The sequence below is a fragment of the Phycisphaera sp. genome (assembly GCA_025916675.1).
In the GTDB taxonomy this organism is placed as follows: Bacteria; Planctomycetota; Phycisphaerae; order Phycisphaerales; family UBA1924; genus JAHCJI01.
The window spans coordinates 2,138,756-2,153,554 of sequence record CP098402.1; the positions used below are offsets into that span (position 1 = coordinate 2,138,756).

Annotated in this window: 12 protein-coding genes and 1 pseudogene; 2 read left to right on the top strand and 11 right to left on the bottom strand. The window is 66.1% G+C overall.

What is annotated here, in order from left to right:
- The first annotated feature begins 101 nt into the window (after positions 1-101).
- A pseudogene (locus tag NCW75_09225) lies at positions 102-1,274 on the top strand (NADP-dependent malic enzyme).
- 12 nt (positions 1,275-1,286) lie between these two features.
- Here NCW75_09225 and NCW75_09230 read toward each other — a convergent pair.
- The 11 genes from NCW75_09230 to eno all read right to left on the bottom strand — a co-directional run bounded on the left by NCW75_09230 (position 1,287) and on the right by eno (position 13,895).
- On the bottom strand, positions 1,287-1,751 hold the full coding sequence (locus NCW75_09230; GenBank protein UYV11481.1) for a GNAT family N-acetyltransferase: 465 nt from the start codon (positions 1,749-1,751) through the stop codon (positions 1,287-1,289).
- A gap of 11 nt (positions 1,752-1,762) precedes the next feature.
- Positions 1,763-2,737 (bottom strand): SDR family oxidoreductase, encoded by a 975-nt coding sequence (locus NCW75_09235; GenBank protein UYV11482.1) that lies wholly within the window; start codon positions 2,735-2,737, stop codon positions 1,763-1,765.
- Entirely contained in the window at positions 2,734-3,750 is a 1,017-nt protein-coding gene (locus NCW75_09240) for an NAD-dependent epimerase/dehydratase family protein (GenBank protein UYV11483.1), read from the bottom strand. Before NCW75_09240 ends, NCW75_09235 begins: the two co-directional genes overlap by 4 nt.
- 27 nt (positions 3,751-3,777) lie before the next feature.
- A complete protein-coding gene (locus tag NCW75_09245; GenBank protein ID UYV11484.1) occupies positions 3,778-4,482 on the bottom strand; it encodes a LysM peptidoglycan-binding domain-containing protein in 705 nt (234 codons plus the stop codon).
- A gap of 4 nt (positions 4,483-4,486) precedes the next feature.
- Complete coding sequence (secD, locus tag NCW75_09250) at positions 4,487-8,053, bottom strand: protein translocase subunit SecD (GenBank protein ID UYV11485.1); 3,567 nt, start codon at positions 8,051-8,053, stop codon at positions 4,487-4,489.
- A 92-nt stretch (positions 8,054-8,145) separates the two neighbouring features.
- Positions 8,146-8,664, bottom strand: coding sequence for a preprotein translocase subunit YajC (gene yajC / locus NCW75_09255; protein ID UYV11486.1), 519 nt, complete (start codon positions 8,662-8,664; stop codon positions 8,146-8,148).
- Positions 8,665-8,712: 48 nt separating this feature from the next.
- Entirely contained in the window at positions 8,713-9,978 is a 1,266-nt protein-coding gene (locus NCW75_09260; GenBank protein ID UYV11487.1) for a tRNA guanosine(34) transglycosylase Tgt, read from the bottom strand.
- A gap of 6 nt (positions 9,979-9,984) precedes the next feature.
- Positions 9,985-10,938, bottom strand: a complete 954-nt coding sequence (locus NCW75_09265; protein ID UYV11488.1) for a rhomboid family intramembrane serine protease — start codon at positions 10,936-10,938, stop codon at positions 9,985-9,987.
- 90 nt (positions 10,939-11,028) lie between these two features.
- The gene (locus NCW75_09270) at positions 11,029-12,033 is read right to left on the bottom strand and encodes a hypothetical protein (protein UYV11489.1); all 1,005 of its coding nucleotides are present in this window, start codon (positions 12,031-12,033) and stop codon (positions 11,029-11,031) included.
- Positions 12,030-12,602 (bottom strand): NUDIX hydrolase, encoded by a 573-nt coding sequence (locus NCW75_09275; protein UYV11490.1) that lies wholly within the window; start codon positions 12,600-12,602, stop codon positions 12,030-12,032. Before NCW75_09275 ends, NCW75_09270 begins: the two co-directional genes overlap by 4 nt.
- Positions 12,603-13,895, bottom strand: a complete 1,293-nt coding sequence (gene eno, locus NCW75_09280; GenBank protein ID UYV11491.1) for a phosphopyruvate hydratase — start codon at positions 13,893-13,895, stop codon at positions 12,603-12,605. It lies immediately after the preceding gene.
- A gap of 164 nt (positions 13,896-14,059) precedes the next feature.
- Between eno and NCW75_09285 the strand changes: the two genes are divergently transcribed.
- Complete coding sequence (locus NCW75_09285; GenBank protein UYV11492.1) at positions 14,060-14,770, top strand: hypothetical protein; 711 nt, start codon at positions 14,060-14,062, stop codon at positions 14,768-14,770.
- Positions 14,771-14,799 lie beyond the last annotated feature (29 nt).

The window sequence follows — 14,799 nt, forward strand, 5'->3', positions numbered from 1 at the left end:
TTTCGATTGTCGTCTCGCGCCGCGGACTTGTCCGACAATGTCGTCGAGGGTGATCACGACGGCACGAGGGTCGATGCCATTGACGGGAAGCAGTACTTCGCATGAGTGACTTTGGCGAGCGGTCTGTCGAGCTTCACTCGAGTCATCGCGGCAAGATCGAGACTGGCGTCAAGGTGCCGCTCGGGTCTCGCGACGACCTGTCCATCGCGTACACGCCGGGCGTGGCCGAGCCGTGCCTGCTGATCGCCAAAGACGTGGAACGGTCGTTTGATCTGACGTGCCGGGGCAACACCGTGGCGATCCTGACCGACGGATCGGCTGTTCTGGGCTTGGGCAACATCGGACCCACTGCCGCGATGCCGGTGATGGAAGGCAAGGCGGCGTTGTTCAAGAAGTTTGCCGATGTCGACGCGTGGCCGATTTGCGTTGATTCGCAGGATGCCGGCGAACTGGTCCGGGTTGCCCGGTTGCTCGCGCCAACGTTCGGCGGTATCAACCTGGAAGACATCTCCGCACCCCGGTGCTTCGAGATCGAGCAGCAGTTGCAAGACCTTGGCATCCCGGTGTTCCATGACGATCAGCACGGAACGGCGATCGTGCTGCTGGCGGCGATGATCAACGCGTCCAGGCTGGTCGGCAAGGAACTCAGCGATCTTACTGTCGTGGTCTCGGGCGCGGGTGCTGCCGGCACGGCTATCGCTCAGCTCTTGCGATGCGTGAACCAGGATCCGACCCTGTGCGTGCCGGTGCGCGACATCATCGTGTGCGATTCGACGGGGGCGATCCACGCCCAACGAGAGAGACTGAGCCCAGAGAAGGCCAGCCTCTTGTCCTATACGAACCGCCACGGCAGGAGCGGCAGCGTGCATGACGTGCTCGAAGGGGCCGACGTGTTCATCGGCGTGAGCGTTGGTGGATTGCTGGCTCGCAATGACATCGAGCGGATGGCCCGCGACCCGATCATCCTCGCGATGGCCAACCCCGAGCCCGAGATCATGCCCGATGTTGCCCGCAGCGCCGGAGCCGCGGTGATCGGCACCGGCCGCAGCGACTTCCCGAACCAGGTGAACAACGTTCTGGCATTCCCGGGCATCTTCCGTGGCGCGCTCGACTGCCGGGCACCACGCATCACGTCGAAGATGAAGCTGGCCGCCGCGTTCGCGCTGGCCGAGGCGGTGGAGAGCCCCACCGCCGAGATGATCCTGCCCGATCCGCTGGATCTGTCGGTGCCGCCGAAGGTTGCCGCAGCGGTGCGCGAGGCGGCGGAGTCTGGTTGAGCCAAGCGTTCAACCGAGCGAGATGCGGTAGCAGCGGATATCGCAGACTGGCTCGAAACCCAGGGCCTTGTGAGCAGCCTGGCTGGCGAGATTGTCCATCTCGGCGTCGGAGGCGAATTCTCTGCACCCCTTCGATCGGGCCCAGGCTTTTGCGGACTCGACGAGTGCCTTGCCAACGCCCATCCCGCGGCACGACGAGTCGACGAACCAGCCCTCGAGGTAGCCAACGGGCGAGCTCTCGCATCCCTCGGCGAACTGGCGCAGCGAGACCTCGGCCATGCCCACGCGATCGTCGCCACGCCACGCGATGAGCACGGTGTGGGGCAGGTGGTCGATGGTGCCGGTGTCGAAGTACTCCGCGACCATGCGCTCGGCGTGGGGCGTGACCCAGTCGGGCCCAAGAGCCTGGCGCATGGCGAGCCAATGCGGGGCGTCACCTTGAAGTGCGGGCTTGACGGTGATGGCGTCGGCCATCGATGAATCCTCTAGTAGTTCGGTGTTGGTGCCCTGAATCCATCGATGTCGATCGAGCGGAAGTATTCGATGGTCTTCTGGAGGCCTTCCCGGAGCGCGATCGTGGGTTGCCAGTCGAGCTTGGCCTTGGCCAGCGTGATGTCGGGCTGGCGCTGCTTGGGGTCGTCGGCGACGGCTTCTTGGGTGACGATCTTCGACTTCGAGCCGCTGAGCTCGATGACCATCTCTGCGAGTTGGCGGATGGTGAACTCACCAGGATTGCCGATGTTGACCGGGCCCGGGAAGTCGTCGGGCCCGTGCATCATGCGGTGGATGCCCTCGACCAGGTCGTCGACGTACTGGAAGCTGCGAGTCTGGCTGCCGTCGCCGTAGATGGTCAGGTCATCGCCCTGCAGCGCCTGGCGGATGAAGTTCGAGACCACGCGGCCGTCGTGGGGGTGCATGCGCGGGCCGTAGGTGTTGAAGATGCGGACGACCTTGATCTTGACGCCGTTGTGTCGGTGATAGTCGAAGAAGAGCGTCTCGGCGGCGCGCTTGCCCTCGTCATAGCAGGCGCGCGGGCCGATGGTGTTGACGGCGCCGCGGTAGCTCTCGGGCTGGGGGTGGACCTCGGGATCGCCGTACACCTCGCTGGTTGAGGCCTGGAGGATGGTGGCGTTGCAGCGCTTGGCCATTCCGAGCAGGTGGATGGCGCCCAGCACGCTGGTCTTCATGGTCTTGATGGGGTTGTACTGGTAGTGGCCCGGGGCGGCGGGGCAGGCGAGGTTGTAGACCTCGTCGACCTCGAGCCACAGCGGATGGGTCACGTCGTGGCGGATGAGCTCGAAGTTGGGCCTCTCCAACAAATGGGCGATCGTGCTCTTCTGGCTGGTGAAGAAGTTGTCGACGCAGATGACGTCCTGGCCCTCATCGACCAGACGCTCGCACAGGTGCGAGCCCACAAAGCCGGCGCCGCCGGTGACCAGGATGCGACGGATGCTGCTCAACGCTTGGCTCCACTGTGCTGCTTGAGGTACGACGCGTACCCGGTGATCGCTTCGACGGGGTCGTACGTGGGCGTGAAGCCCAGGCCCCGCTCGGTCTGGGCCATGTCGGCCAGGGTGAAGTCTTGATAGAACCTGCGGACGTTGGCGGGCATGTCGAAGTACTCGGTGGGCAACTCGCTTGCCTTGAGCCCGAGACCCGCCCGTACGGCGTCGGTGAGCTGGTTGAAGGTTGTGGGCTTGCCGCTGCCCAGGTTGTACACGCCCGGCGTGGGTTGCTTGAAGTCGCCAAGGCCGAGGCCCGCGAGCACGCAATCGACCACGTCGTCGACGTAGACCTGGTCTCTCGCCTGGTCGCCCGGCGTGAACAGCCGGGGCGCGGTGCCGGCAAGCATCTGCTGGGCGAGCTTGTAGGCCATCGAGGCCATCGCGCCCTTGTTCGACTCGCCCGGGCCGAAGACGTTGAAGAAGCGCAGGCCGACGATCGACGCGTTCGAGTCTTGCTGCTGCACGCGGCGGTGGCTGTTCTCCATGACCCACTTGCTGAAGCCGTAGATATTGTCGGGCTTGCCGGCCGCATCGAGGGGGAAGGGCTGGTGCTCGGCCGCTTGCGTGGGCGTGCCATAGGTCGCGGCGCTGCTGGCGTAGACCAGCTTGTGGCCGGCCTCGAGCACGGACTCGAGCAGTCCGTCCCAAGCCGGGCCGGCGTTGTCGTCGAGCATCTGGGCCTGATCTTCGACCGTGGTGTCGGTGATGGCGGCCATGTGGACGAGGCCCACCGACTTGTGGCCGATGAGCGTGAGCAGGTAGGTCCAGTCCTGGGCGATGACCTCGCAGGAGACCGGGCCCAGTTCGTGGCGGTCGTAGGCCTCGACGAGGTTGCGGAACGAGCCCACGCGGAAGTCGTCGATGCAGATGATCTGGGCGTCGGGCCGAGCGCGCGAGAGGGCGGCGCAGCAGTTGGAACCCACAAAGCCGGCACCGCCGGTCACGATATAGGTCGATGGCTCGGGCATGCCGCCAAGGGTAGGTCGACCAAGGGGCTATTTCGGCTCTTTGGGGATGTGCAGCACCTGGCCCGGGCGAATGGACCGGATCGACCGGAGGCCCAGCCGCTCCTTGTTGAAGGCGTAGATGAATTCGGCGTGCTGGGTCGTGTCGTAGTGGAACTTCGAGATGGCCCCAAAGTTGTCGTTGTCCTTGACGACGTACTCGGTGTACTCGGTCGACAGGGCCTGCGGTGGCGGCACCTCGGCCGGGTTGCCAAGGGGGTCGACGATGATGCCCTGGATGTTGTCCGGGTTGATCGGCACGCGCCAGACCTGCCCCTCCTTCAGGCGACTGGGATCTTTGAAGGGGTTGGCCTGGGCGATGATGGCCGAGAGTTTCTTGTCGCCGTAGTAATGGCTGGCGATGTCGCCAAGGTTTCGATCGTTCCTGGTCGTGGTGTGCATGTGGAACTGCGGCGGCAGCACGCCCAACGCGCCGTCGGGGTCGTGCACCACAGGATCGATGATGAGCGGCCGGGCGGGCTCGGGATCGGGATCGCCCATGGTCAGCGTGGGTGGCTCGGGATCGGCATCGTGCTCGGGCTGAGCTTCCTCGTCCACCGTGCTAGCCATGACCACGGGCGCCTCGCGGTGGACTGGCCACAGCCAGTAGACGGCATTCCATAGGGCGGCCAGGGCCAGCAGCCCGATCGCCGTCTGCCGGAACGAGCCCGGGTTGGCCTGTGGCGTGGTGGTCATGCGATTAGCTCATCGGCTGGTCGGGCTCCTGGGCTGTCGTGGGGGCGGGCTGGGAGCCCGAAAACCCGCTAGCCGCCTCGGCATCATCGGTGCCACCCGAGGGATCGGCCTTGCGCGACCACACCAGCGGCGCGGCGACGGCGACCGACGAGTAGGTACCCACCATGACGCCGATCAGCAGGACGTACGCGAACGGCCGCAGGCCCTCACCACCCATAAAGTAGAGCACGGAAACGGCGAACAGGGTGGTGCCCGACGTGATGACCGTGCGGCTGAGGGTCTGGTTGATCGACAGGTTCACCACGCGCCGGTTGGCGTAGGGCAGCTTGCCCCGGTTCTCGCGGATGCGGTCCATGATGATGATCGTGTCGTTCAGCGAGTAGCCGATGATGGTCAGCAGCGCGGCGACGGTGTTGAGATCGATGCGGAAGGGGAGCACGCTGAGGCTGCTGGCGACCTTGGCCCCGCTTGGGAACTCGTACACCAGTTCGGCGATGGCGATCATGCCAAGGGCGATGAGCACGTCGTGGGCGAGCGCCGTGAGCGCGACCAGCGAGTAGCGGACCGAGCCGAAGCGGACCCAGATGTAGATCGTGATCAGCACGAAGCTGATCACGACGGCGAACACGGCGCGGCCCCGGAACTCCTGGGCGATGGCCGGGCTGAAGTTGCTGACGCTTGCCAGCGTCGTCGAGGTCGTGAGCGCCTCGCGCAGCACACGCCACTCCAACTGGCCCACGTCCTGCCACCAGCGATCCCGATCGCCGAAGTAACTGGTCTGGGGATCAATGGTCAGCAGCACCACCGAGCGGACAGTGCCATCGTCGTACCGATCGAGCACGCGCATCTCGCGCGGGCGACCGAGCGTGGACGAGAAGTCGGCCTGGCCTCGCAGCAGATCGATGCGCTGTTCGAGTTGCTCGAGCGTCTGGCCCTGGGTGATGTCCTGGAGGACAAGGGCGGCACCGCCAACGTACCCGTCGACTTCGTCGCGGTACTGAGGCTGGCCGATGTGGGTGCCCAGCGGGGTCGGGCTCGAGATCGGGTAGACCGGCGCGCGGCGTGCGTCGGTTTCGTCGGATTGAGCAAAGCTGACAGCCGCCTGGACGTCGAGCACGTCCTCGAACGCCCGGGCCAGGGCGTCCTGCACGTCGTCGGCGTTGGTGGCCAGCGTCTTGATCTGGAAGGTATCGCTCGTCACCCCGTCGTCGTCGGGGTCGAGCGGCACGATGTCGGCCTGCTCGAGCAGCGCGAGCTCGCTGCCCTGGGGCGCGGCCTCGGCCACTTCCATCACGCGCTCGAGCACCTCGGGACGGGCCAGCTTCTGCTGCTGTCCGGTCGCGTCGTCGGTGCCGAAACGCAGAACGACCTGCGTGCCGCCAACGAACTCGGTGTCGAGCATGCGGTCGCGCTGGGTGATGATCAGCGCGATGCTTCCCAGCACCGCAAAGAGCGAGATGGCGTAGGTGATGTGCCGCAGGCTGACCCAGTTGATCTTGGGCTCGAGCACGCGATCGATGAGCGGGATGGCCGTGGCCAGCATCGACGTCTTGGGCTTGCCAAGCGCCTTGAGGTTCACGTCGTCGACCAGCACCGATAGCAGCAAGCGGCTGATGACCAGGGCGGCGATCATGGTGCAGACCACGCCGACGCCCAGGGTGATCGCGAAGCCCTTGACCTCTTGCGTGCCCACGCCAACGAGCACGACGCAGACGATGAGGTTGGTCACGTTGCCATCAACGATGGCCGACAGCGCCCGCTGGTAGCCCAGCTTGGCGGCCTGGGAGAGGTCGAGCCCGTTTCGCAGTTCTTCGCGGATGCGCTCGAAGATGAGCACGTTAGCGTCCACCGCCATACCGAACGTGAGCACCACGCCCGCGATGCCGGGCATGGTGAAGGCCGACTGGTTGTGGGCCATCGCGCCCAGGATGAGGGCGGCGTTGCAGCCCAGGGCGATCACCGCAATGATGCCGTAGGTGAAGTAGTAGAGCACCATGAAGATGCTGACGGCGATGAGGGCGTAGATGCCGGCCTGCAGCCCGGCGTCGAGGTTGTCCTTACCCAGGCTCGGGCCGATGGTGTTCTCGCTGATGGGCTCGGGCGACAGGCGGGCCTGGAGTGCGCCGGCGTTGAGGATCTGGATGATGTCGCTGAGTTCTTCGGGTGAGAAGTCTCCCGAGATGCTGCCGTTGGTTGAGATCCGGCCCTGGAGCGTCGGGGCGGTGATGATGCGATCGTCGAGGATGACCGCCATGTTGTCGCCCACGTGCTCGCGGGTCAGCTCGCCCAGGCGCTGGCCGCCCAGGGTGTCCATGTTGAAGACGATGTTGCTGCGCCCCAGCTCATCGCGGCCCTGGTAAGAACGGGTTACCTGCCAGTCGCCCTCGGCGCTGGTCATGCGGTTGCCGACCTGGTCCCAGACCAGCATCCAGTATTGCCCGTCGTACGGCTCGACCACGAAGCCGTCGCCGCCGCGGTTGGCGAAGAAGCCGACCGGGTCGGCTTCGAGCGCCTCGGACTGCGCGATCGTGTCGAACCACGACTCGATCTTGGCTAGCTGGAGCCACACGGCGCCATCGGGGCTGGCATTGCGCGGGCCGAGCTCTTGAAGCTCTTCGCGCAGGCTGGTCTCGTCGGCCCGGCTATTGGCATCGACGGTGATGCGGAAGTCGAGCTCGCCCGAACCACGCAGCAGCCGCTTGAGGTCCTGCGGGTCGTCGAGCGAGCGGCGCTCGGCGGTGTACGTGTCGTACGAGGCCTCGATGCGCTTGAGCTGGGCCTGGAGCGAGCTCTCGCCCTCGGCTTCGCCCGAGCCGGCACGCGCCATCATCGCGTCCCACGCCCGCTGGAACGGGCTTGGCAGCGTCACGGGCTCGTTGGCGACGGTGTCCATCTTGCGGGTTTCTTCCCGCGAGAACTCGAGCACGCGCCGCACTTCGGCCGGGGTGATGGACAGCTTCAGGGCCGCGTCGCGGGCCGCGTCGTAATCGAGCGCCGCGTCGGCGGCCTGGAACTCGGCCTCGTCGAGCGCGTCCGGATCGGGGTCGGCCTGGCTCAGCAGGTCGCGGTACGCGTTCTCGGCCGCGACGAGGCGGTCGTAGGCCTGTGCGGCGGTCTGGAGGCGATCGGCCAGCTCGGGGCTGTTCGTGCTGATCTCTTCGATCGAGGCGGCCCGCTCCTGGGCGTCCTCGCCCATCAGGCGCTCGAACCGCACCGGGTCGATCGTGTACTGGCGGATACGCTCGAGCTCGGCGTCGAATTCCCGCCGGAGGACCTTCACGTTCTCGGTTGGCAGGGGCATCGTGATCTCGAGGCGGTCTCGCCCCACAGGCACGATGCTGATGTCCATCTGGTTGCCGGGATCGATGCGCTCGCCCAGCACGGTGGCCAGCTGGTTGAGGATGTCCTGGGCGTTCTGCCCGGGCTCGATCTGGACGGCGTAGGTGAGCGTCACGCCACCGGCCAGGTCCTTGCCTAGGCGGAGCTTCTCTTTGGGGGGCATGAAGCCCCAGAACGCGAAGGCGAGCATCGCCATCGCCAGTAGGCCCCATCCCAGTCGGTTGCGCATCATGGTGTCACGATTCCTCGTCGAGCGTGCTCGGTCGCCCTTAATCTGATCAGTTGTTCGATCGGGCCCGGCCGGTCTCTCATTTAGTCAGTCGGTTAGCTGTTCGTGGCCAGGGCTTCTTCTTCGACCGGGGCGGCCTCGGCCGACCCTCCGCGAGACGAGATGACCTGCTGGATGGCGCTGCGGGCGAATCGGACGCGGTTCTGGCCCGAATCGTCGACCTTGAGCACGACCTCGTCGGTGCGCACCTCGGCCACGACGCCGATGATGCCGCCGATGGTCTGGACCTTGTCGTTGCGCTTCAGGGCGTTGAGCATATCGTCGCGCTCGCGCTTCTCTTTCTTTTGGCGGCGGCCGCCGGTGAAGATCATCATCACCAGGAACACGCCCATGCCCAGCATGAGGATGAGCATCATGTCCGGGCCGCCCTGCTGGCCAGTCGGTTGGGCACCCCCACCACCGGTCGTGCCGGGGGCTCCCGTCGTGCCGGGCTGGGCCGTGCTGCCGGCGGGCGCTTCACCGCTCAGCGGCCCCGCCTCCTGATAGGCCAGGGTGGTCGAGAAACTGGAGAAGTCGAGAACGGGAAGAGAGTTGGGCGAAAAGATGCCATCCACGGTCGCGCGGTCCTATTCGTTGCTGGGCCCGGCAGAGAGCCGGGCGGATCAAACCTCACCAACGCCGGACGGGCCGACGCGGGGGGCATGGTAAGCGGCCTGTGGGATGCCCGACGCCGCGGAGGGCCAGCGATCGGCGAACCCGGCCCAATCGTCGCCGGCGATGGTGGCCCGCAGGTCCATCATCAGCCGCTGGTAGAACCGGAGATTGTGCAGCGAGACCAGGATCGGGCCCAGCATCTCCTGGGACATGAACAAATGCCTGATATAGGCCCGGCTGGCCGAGCGGCCGTGCGTGGGCTGGCAGGCCGGGCAATCGCAGCCGGGCTCCAGGGGCTCGGGATCCTCGGTAAATTTGGCGTTTCGGAGCCTGATCTGGCCCTGCGGCACGAAGGCGTTGGCGTTGCGGCCATTCCTGCCTGGCAGCACACAGTCGAACATGTCGACCCCCGCGCAGACCGCCGCCACGATGTCCCGCGGGTAGCCCACGCCCATCAAGTATCGGGGCTTGCCTTCGGGCATCAACGGCGCGGTGAAGCGGACGATGCGGGCGATGTCCTCGCTGGTCTCCCCCACGCTCACCCCGCCGATGGCGTAGCCGGGCAGGTCGACATTGGTGACTCGCTCGGCCGACCATCGTCGGGCGTCCTCGCTCGTGCCGCCCTGGACGATGCCGAAGAGAGCCTGCGCGTCGGGCTTGGTATGGGCCTTAGCGCAGCGCTCGAGCCAACGTATGGTGCGCTCGTTGGCGAGTTTGAGGCGGGCGGCGTGGTCGTAGCCATTCCTGGTGCGATCACGGTCGTGGGCGGCCTGGAGCTTGAGGCGGGTTTGCGAGGCCGGCCCATCGGCCAACTCGATCGCCGGCGGGCAGTCATCGAAGGCCATGATGATGTCGGCGCCGATCTTGTTCTGGATGTCCATGGACGCCTCGGGCGTCATGCGGAGCTTCCGACCATCCAGGATCGACCGGAACGTGACGCCGTCCTCGTCGATGGCGTTGGTGTCGGCCATCGAATACGCCTGGTAGCCGCCCGAGTCGGTGAGGATCGGGCCGTCCCAGCCCATGAAGGCGTGCGCACCACCCATGCGGTCGACGAGTTCTGGCCCCGGACGCAGCCAGAGGTGATAGGCGTTGTTGAGCACGACCTGCGCGCCGACCTGGCGGAGCTGCTCGTTGGTCACGCCCCGCACCGTGGCGCGGGTGCCCACGGTCATGAAGGCTGGCGTGTCGAACACGCCGTAGGGCGTGGTGACGGTTCCCACCCGGCCCTGTGTGCTGCGGCTCTTTGTCGCGATATCAAAGGTGATGGCCATGCCCGCTCAGCCCCGGCGTTGCCGGTCGGTGGCGTGGCGGAGGGTTTCTTTTTCCTTGTCGGTCAGGCTACCCAGGCCCGAGGCCTGGACCTTGTCGAGCACACGGTCGACCTCCTGCTGGCTGATCCCGCCTTGTGCCCTTGGCCGTCCCCTGCCACCCCTTGGTCCTTTTGGCCCCTTTGGCTTGCGGGAATCGCCGAAGACGTCGAAGAAGTCGATGAGGTGGTGGGTGTTGCGGATAAAGTAGAAGCCCGCGATGGCGCCGCCCAGGTGGGCCGCCTCGCCGCCGGCGTTCCTGGAACCCGTAAAGAGCATGAAGAACGCGATCGCGACGAAGCCGTAGGCGAAGGTCTTCATCTTGAGCGGGATGGGCGGGAAGAGCAACTGCACGACGGTGTTGGGCGAGATGTACGCGCAGGCGATCACGATGCCGAACACGCCGGCGGACGCACCAACCAACGGCGTGGCCGGGTCGCCGGGCAGCAGCAGCGGCAGATTGAGCCCGATCACGCCGCCGAGCAGGTTAAGCAGCAGGTATAAGAGCCCGCCGAAGATGCCGCAGACCAGGTAGAAGGCGAGGAACTTCTTGGGCCCGAGTTGGTCCTCGACGAGCCGGCCGAAGATGAACAGCCCGAACATGTTGAAGATCAGGTGCATCCAGCCGCCGTGGAGGAACTGGAACGTGAGGAAGCGCCAGAACTCGAGCCCAAAGATGACCTCGTTGGTCGAGAAGTGGCCGTAGAGCGTCACGGCGTCGACTGGCCCGATGCCAGGAACGGCATCCGTGGGTTGGCGGATCCACTGGAGCCCCCAGGCGTTCAGAGCGACCAACTGGAACAGGAAGATCGCGACGTTAGCGATGATCAGCGCAATCGTCGCTGACACAGGCCAACCGCGATCGGGCCTCAAGCCCGGCGGTGCCTGGTCGCCTCGCATGTAGTTTCGATCGTGCAGCCCCATGGTGCGTTCATCGTCCTTGATCTGGGAGGATACTTGGGAAAACCGGCCCGAATCTTGCGGGTGGTGCGGCTCGCGGCCTGATCCTATCGCCTATCCGGCCTTGCCCTGGCGCTTCTTCTCCGATACGCGGTCGAGGAACTTGCGTTCGCGCGGGGTGAGCGAGCTCATGCCCTGCTCGGCGATCTTCTCAAGCAGCTTATCGAACCTGGCCTCTTCCTCCTGACGCTTCTTGATGGCCGAGAGCTGGGCGCGTGAGGGCTTCTTGGGGCGGCTGTCATCGGTGGCCTGGTAGGCCGCGGCGTACTGGGGCTCGAAGCCCATCATCTTGAGGCTCTGCTTCTGCTGCCAGCAGGTGAGCCCGCCGAAGAGAGCGATGCCCAATAGAAGCATCTTGTCGAACCCGAAGGCAAAGACGGCGACGACCACGGCGGCCCCAAAGCCGATGTTGCAGGAAATCCACAGGCTCTTCTCGTAGCCTATCTTGCGCCACATGAGGCACTGCACGATGCGGCCGCCGTCCATGGGGAACATCGGCAGCATCACGTTGAAAGCCAGCAACAGCGTATTGATGACGTGCAGCAGGAAAATGGTGCGCTCGGCGTAGCCACCGGGCGGCCCGACGAGTTCCAAGGGGTTGAAGAAGACGTACCGCCAGCTGCCGGTGACGAAGTACGTGGCAAGCCCGAAGATCGGCAGCAGCGCCACGTTGACCGCTGGCCCGCCAACCACCGTGATCAACTCGGACTTCCAATCGTGTGGCGGCCGGCAGTACGCCAGACCGCCCAGCGGCCAGAGCAGGATCTCGTCGGCCTCGCCCTTCACCGATCGGCACGCGAAGCAGTGGCCGTACTCGTGCAGCAGCACGATGCCAAATAGGCAGGTCAGCCAGATCGCAGTCATCGTGAACCCATAGCTGCTGGGCCCGGCAGAGCGGATGAACTCGATGGCGATGAAGATGATGAAGAACAGGTGGAGCTTGACGGTGATGCCCCACAGCCGGTAGAGCGGCAGCGCCCAGCGCATGGGGTTGTCGCCCTCGCCGAAGACGCGCGACATGAAGCCGCGCGGGCCGCTCCCTCTCCAGTTCTCCGTCACTGGCCAAGCCCCAGCAGGCCGGCGGCGTGGGCGCGCACGATGGGGATCACGCTCTTGGCGTCCATCAGCCGGCCGTCGTCGATCATCGCCAGCGCCTCGTCGGCTGTCACTTCGTGCACCTCGATGTGCTCGCCCTCGTCCAAGTCCTGGCCCACGTGGGTCAGCCCACGGGCCACGAACACGTGCATCACCTCGTCGGTCATGCCCGGCGTGGTATAGAACCGCCCGAACGGCTCCAATGTTGCGGCCTTGTAGCCGGTTTCTTCGATCAATTCGCGCCCGGCGCACACGAGCGGCTCCTCGCCCGGATCGATCGTGCCCGCGGGGATCTCCCAGAGCGATTGCCCCACCGCGGGCCGCTGGTTGCGGATGAGCACCAGGGTGGCGGGTTCGTGCTCGGTGGCCTCGGTCAGGATGGGCAGGATGGCGCAGGCACCGGGGTGGCGGACGATCGCCATCTCGCGCGTGCCATCATCCGCGGGCAGCGTGAGCAGTTCGACGTTGAACTTGGCACCCTCGTAGAGCACCTTGGTGTCAATGGGCTTGGGTGTGGCATCAGTGCCGGCCATTCACGCGCTCCCGGCGAAGAGCGCACTGCTGCCGAGTTCTTGCGCGATCACCAGCAGCCGGTTGTACTTGGCGTTGCGATCGCTGCGGCAGGGCGCGCCGGTCTTGATCTGTCCGCAATTGGTCGCGACGGCCAAGTCGGCGATGGTGCTGTCCTCGGTCTCGCCGCTGCGGTGGCTCATGACCGCGCCGTAGCCGTTGCGGCGGGCGAGGTCGACGGCCTCAAGGGTTTCACTGAGCGTGCCGATCTGGTTGGGCTTGATGAGGATGGCGTTGGCGCAGCCCTCGTCCAGGCCGCGCTGGAGGAACTTGATGTTGGTGACGAACAAATCGTCGCCGACGAGCTGCACTTTGTCGCCCAGCCGCTCGGTGAGCTTCTTCCAGCCGGCCCAGTCGTTCTCGTCGAGGCCATCCTCGATGGAGCGCACGGGGTAGTTGTCGCACCAGTTGGCCCAGGTGTCGATGAGTTCGTCGCTGGTGATGACGGCTTGGTCGCTCTTGAACCGTTTATAGCCTTCTTTCCCGGCCTTCTTCGCCTCATTGGCCAACTCGCTGGCGGCGGGGTCGAGGGCGATGGAGATCTGCGTGCCCCACGCGTACCCGGCCTTCTTCGTGGCCTTCTCAAGGTATTGCAACGCCTCCTCGGCGCTCTTGAAATCGGGCGCGAAGCCGCCCTCGTCGCCAACAGCCGTGCTCAGTCCGGCCTCGTGCAGCAGACCGCGCAGTGAATGATAAATCTCAACCCCCGCGCGGAGCGCGGTCTCGAAGTCGTCGAAGCCCCAGGGCTGGACCATGAACTCCTGGAAGTCCAGGTTGTTGTCGGCGTGCTTGCCGCCGTTGATGACGTTGAGCATGGGCACGGGTAGCGTGCGGCCGCCCGCGCCACCAACGCTGCGATACAGCGGCAGCCCCGCCTCGGCGGCCACGGCGTGGGCGCACGCGAGCGAGACGCCCAGGATCGCGTTCGCGCCCACCTTGCCCTTGTTGTCGGTGCCGTCGGCGGCCAGCATGGTGTGGTCGAGGGCGGCCTGGTCGCGGGCGTCGAGGCCGACGACGGCCGGGGCGAGCTTCTCGCCCACGTTTCGCACCGCGGCGCTGACGCCCTTGCCGCCGAACACGCCCTTGTCGCCATCTCGCAGCTCGACGGCCTCGTGCTCGCCGGTGCTGGCCCCGCTGGGGACCATCGCCACGCCCACGGCCCCGCCGGCCAGCTCGGCCTGGACCCGCACGGTGGGGTTGCCCCGGGAATCCAGGATCCACCGGGCGCTGAGGCTCTCGACGCAGAACTCGTTCATAGGGTGTCGGGCTCCTGCTCAGATCGGCGTATGGGACGGTCAAAAACGGGCCTGGGGCTACGCTAGGCCCCCCCATCCGGCTGCCGCCGTGGGTACCCTCTCTTATCGTCCGCTATGGGCACCAACTGGTGCCCCACTGGTTCTCGAACGGAGCGATCCGCCCCATGCCCACCACCCCCGAGGGTTTTAAGGAACGCCTGGCCGCGCTGGGCACGAGCCTGAGCGATCAGGGGACGCTGGTGCTCCAGATGGTCGAGGGCGGCTTCGACCACATCTTCGCCCCCGGCCGCGATGGGCTGCTGGGCATGGAGGCCGCCGAGGACGCGGTGGACAAGGCCGACGTGGGCATCGAGAAGGCCGCCGTCGCGCTGCTGGCCGACGCGACCGAGGGCGCCCGCCGCCTGCCCGACGCCGACCTGAGGAACCTGCTGACCATCGTGAAGGTCAACAACGAGCTCGAGCGCATCGCCGACGCGGCCCTCGCCTGCGCCACGCTGGGCCAACGCCTCACCGATGCTGGGGCCGCCCCGCCCAACACCTTCCGCGTGCTGACCAACAGCGTGGTGGGCATCGTCCGCGACGCGGTGAAGGCCCTAGCCACCGGCGACGCGCGGCTGGCCCGCATAGTCCTCCTCAGCGACGACACGGTCGAAGCCTTCAAGGCCACCCTGATGCGTGACGCCGAGGCCAAGCTGCGGGCGAACGAGCTCGACGCCGCCGCCGCGTTCATCCTCTTAGAGATCGCCACCGCCACCCACGCCATCGCCGAGCACGCGGCCAACATCGCCGAGCAGCTCTTGTACCTGCACACCGGCACGATCGTGCGACACGTGGAGGGGAAGTGGCGCGAGGTTGAGGTGGACGGGACACAATAAATTGGCCAGTATTGCCCTGACGGATAAAA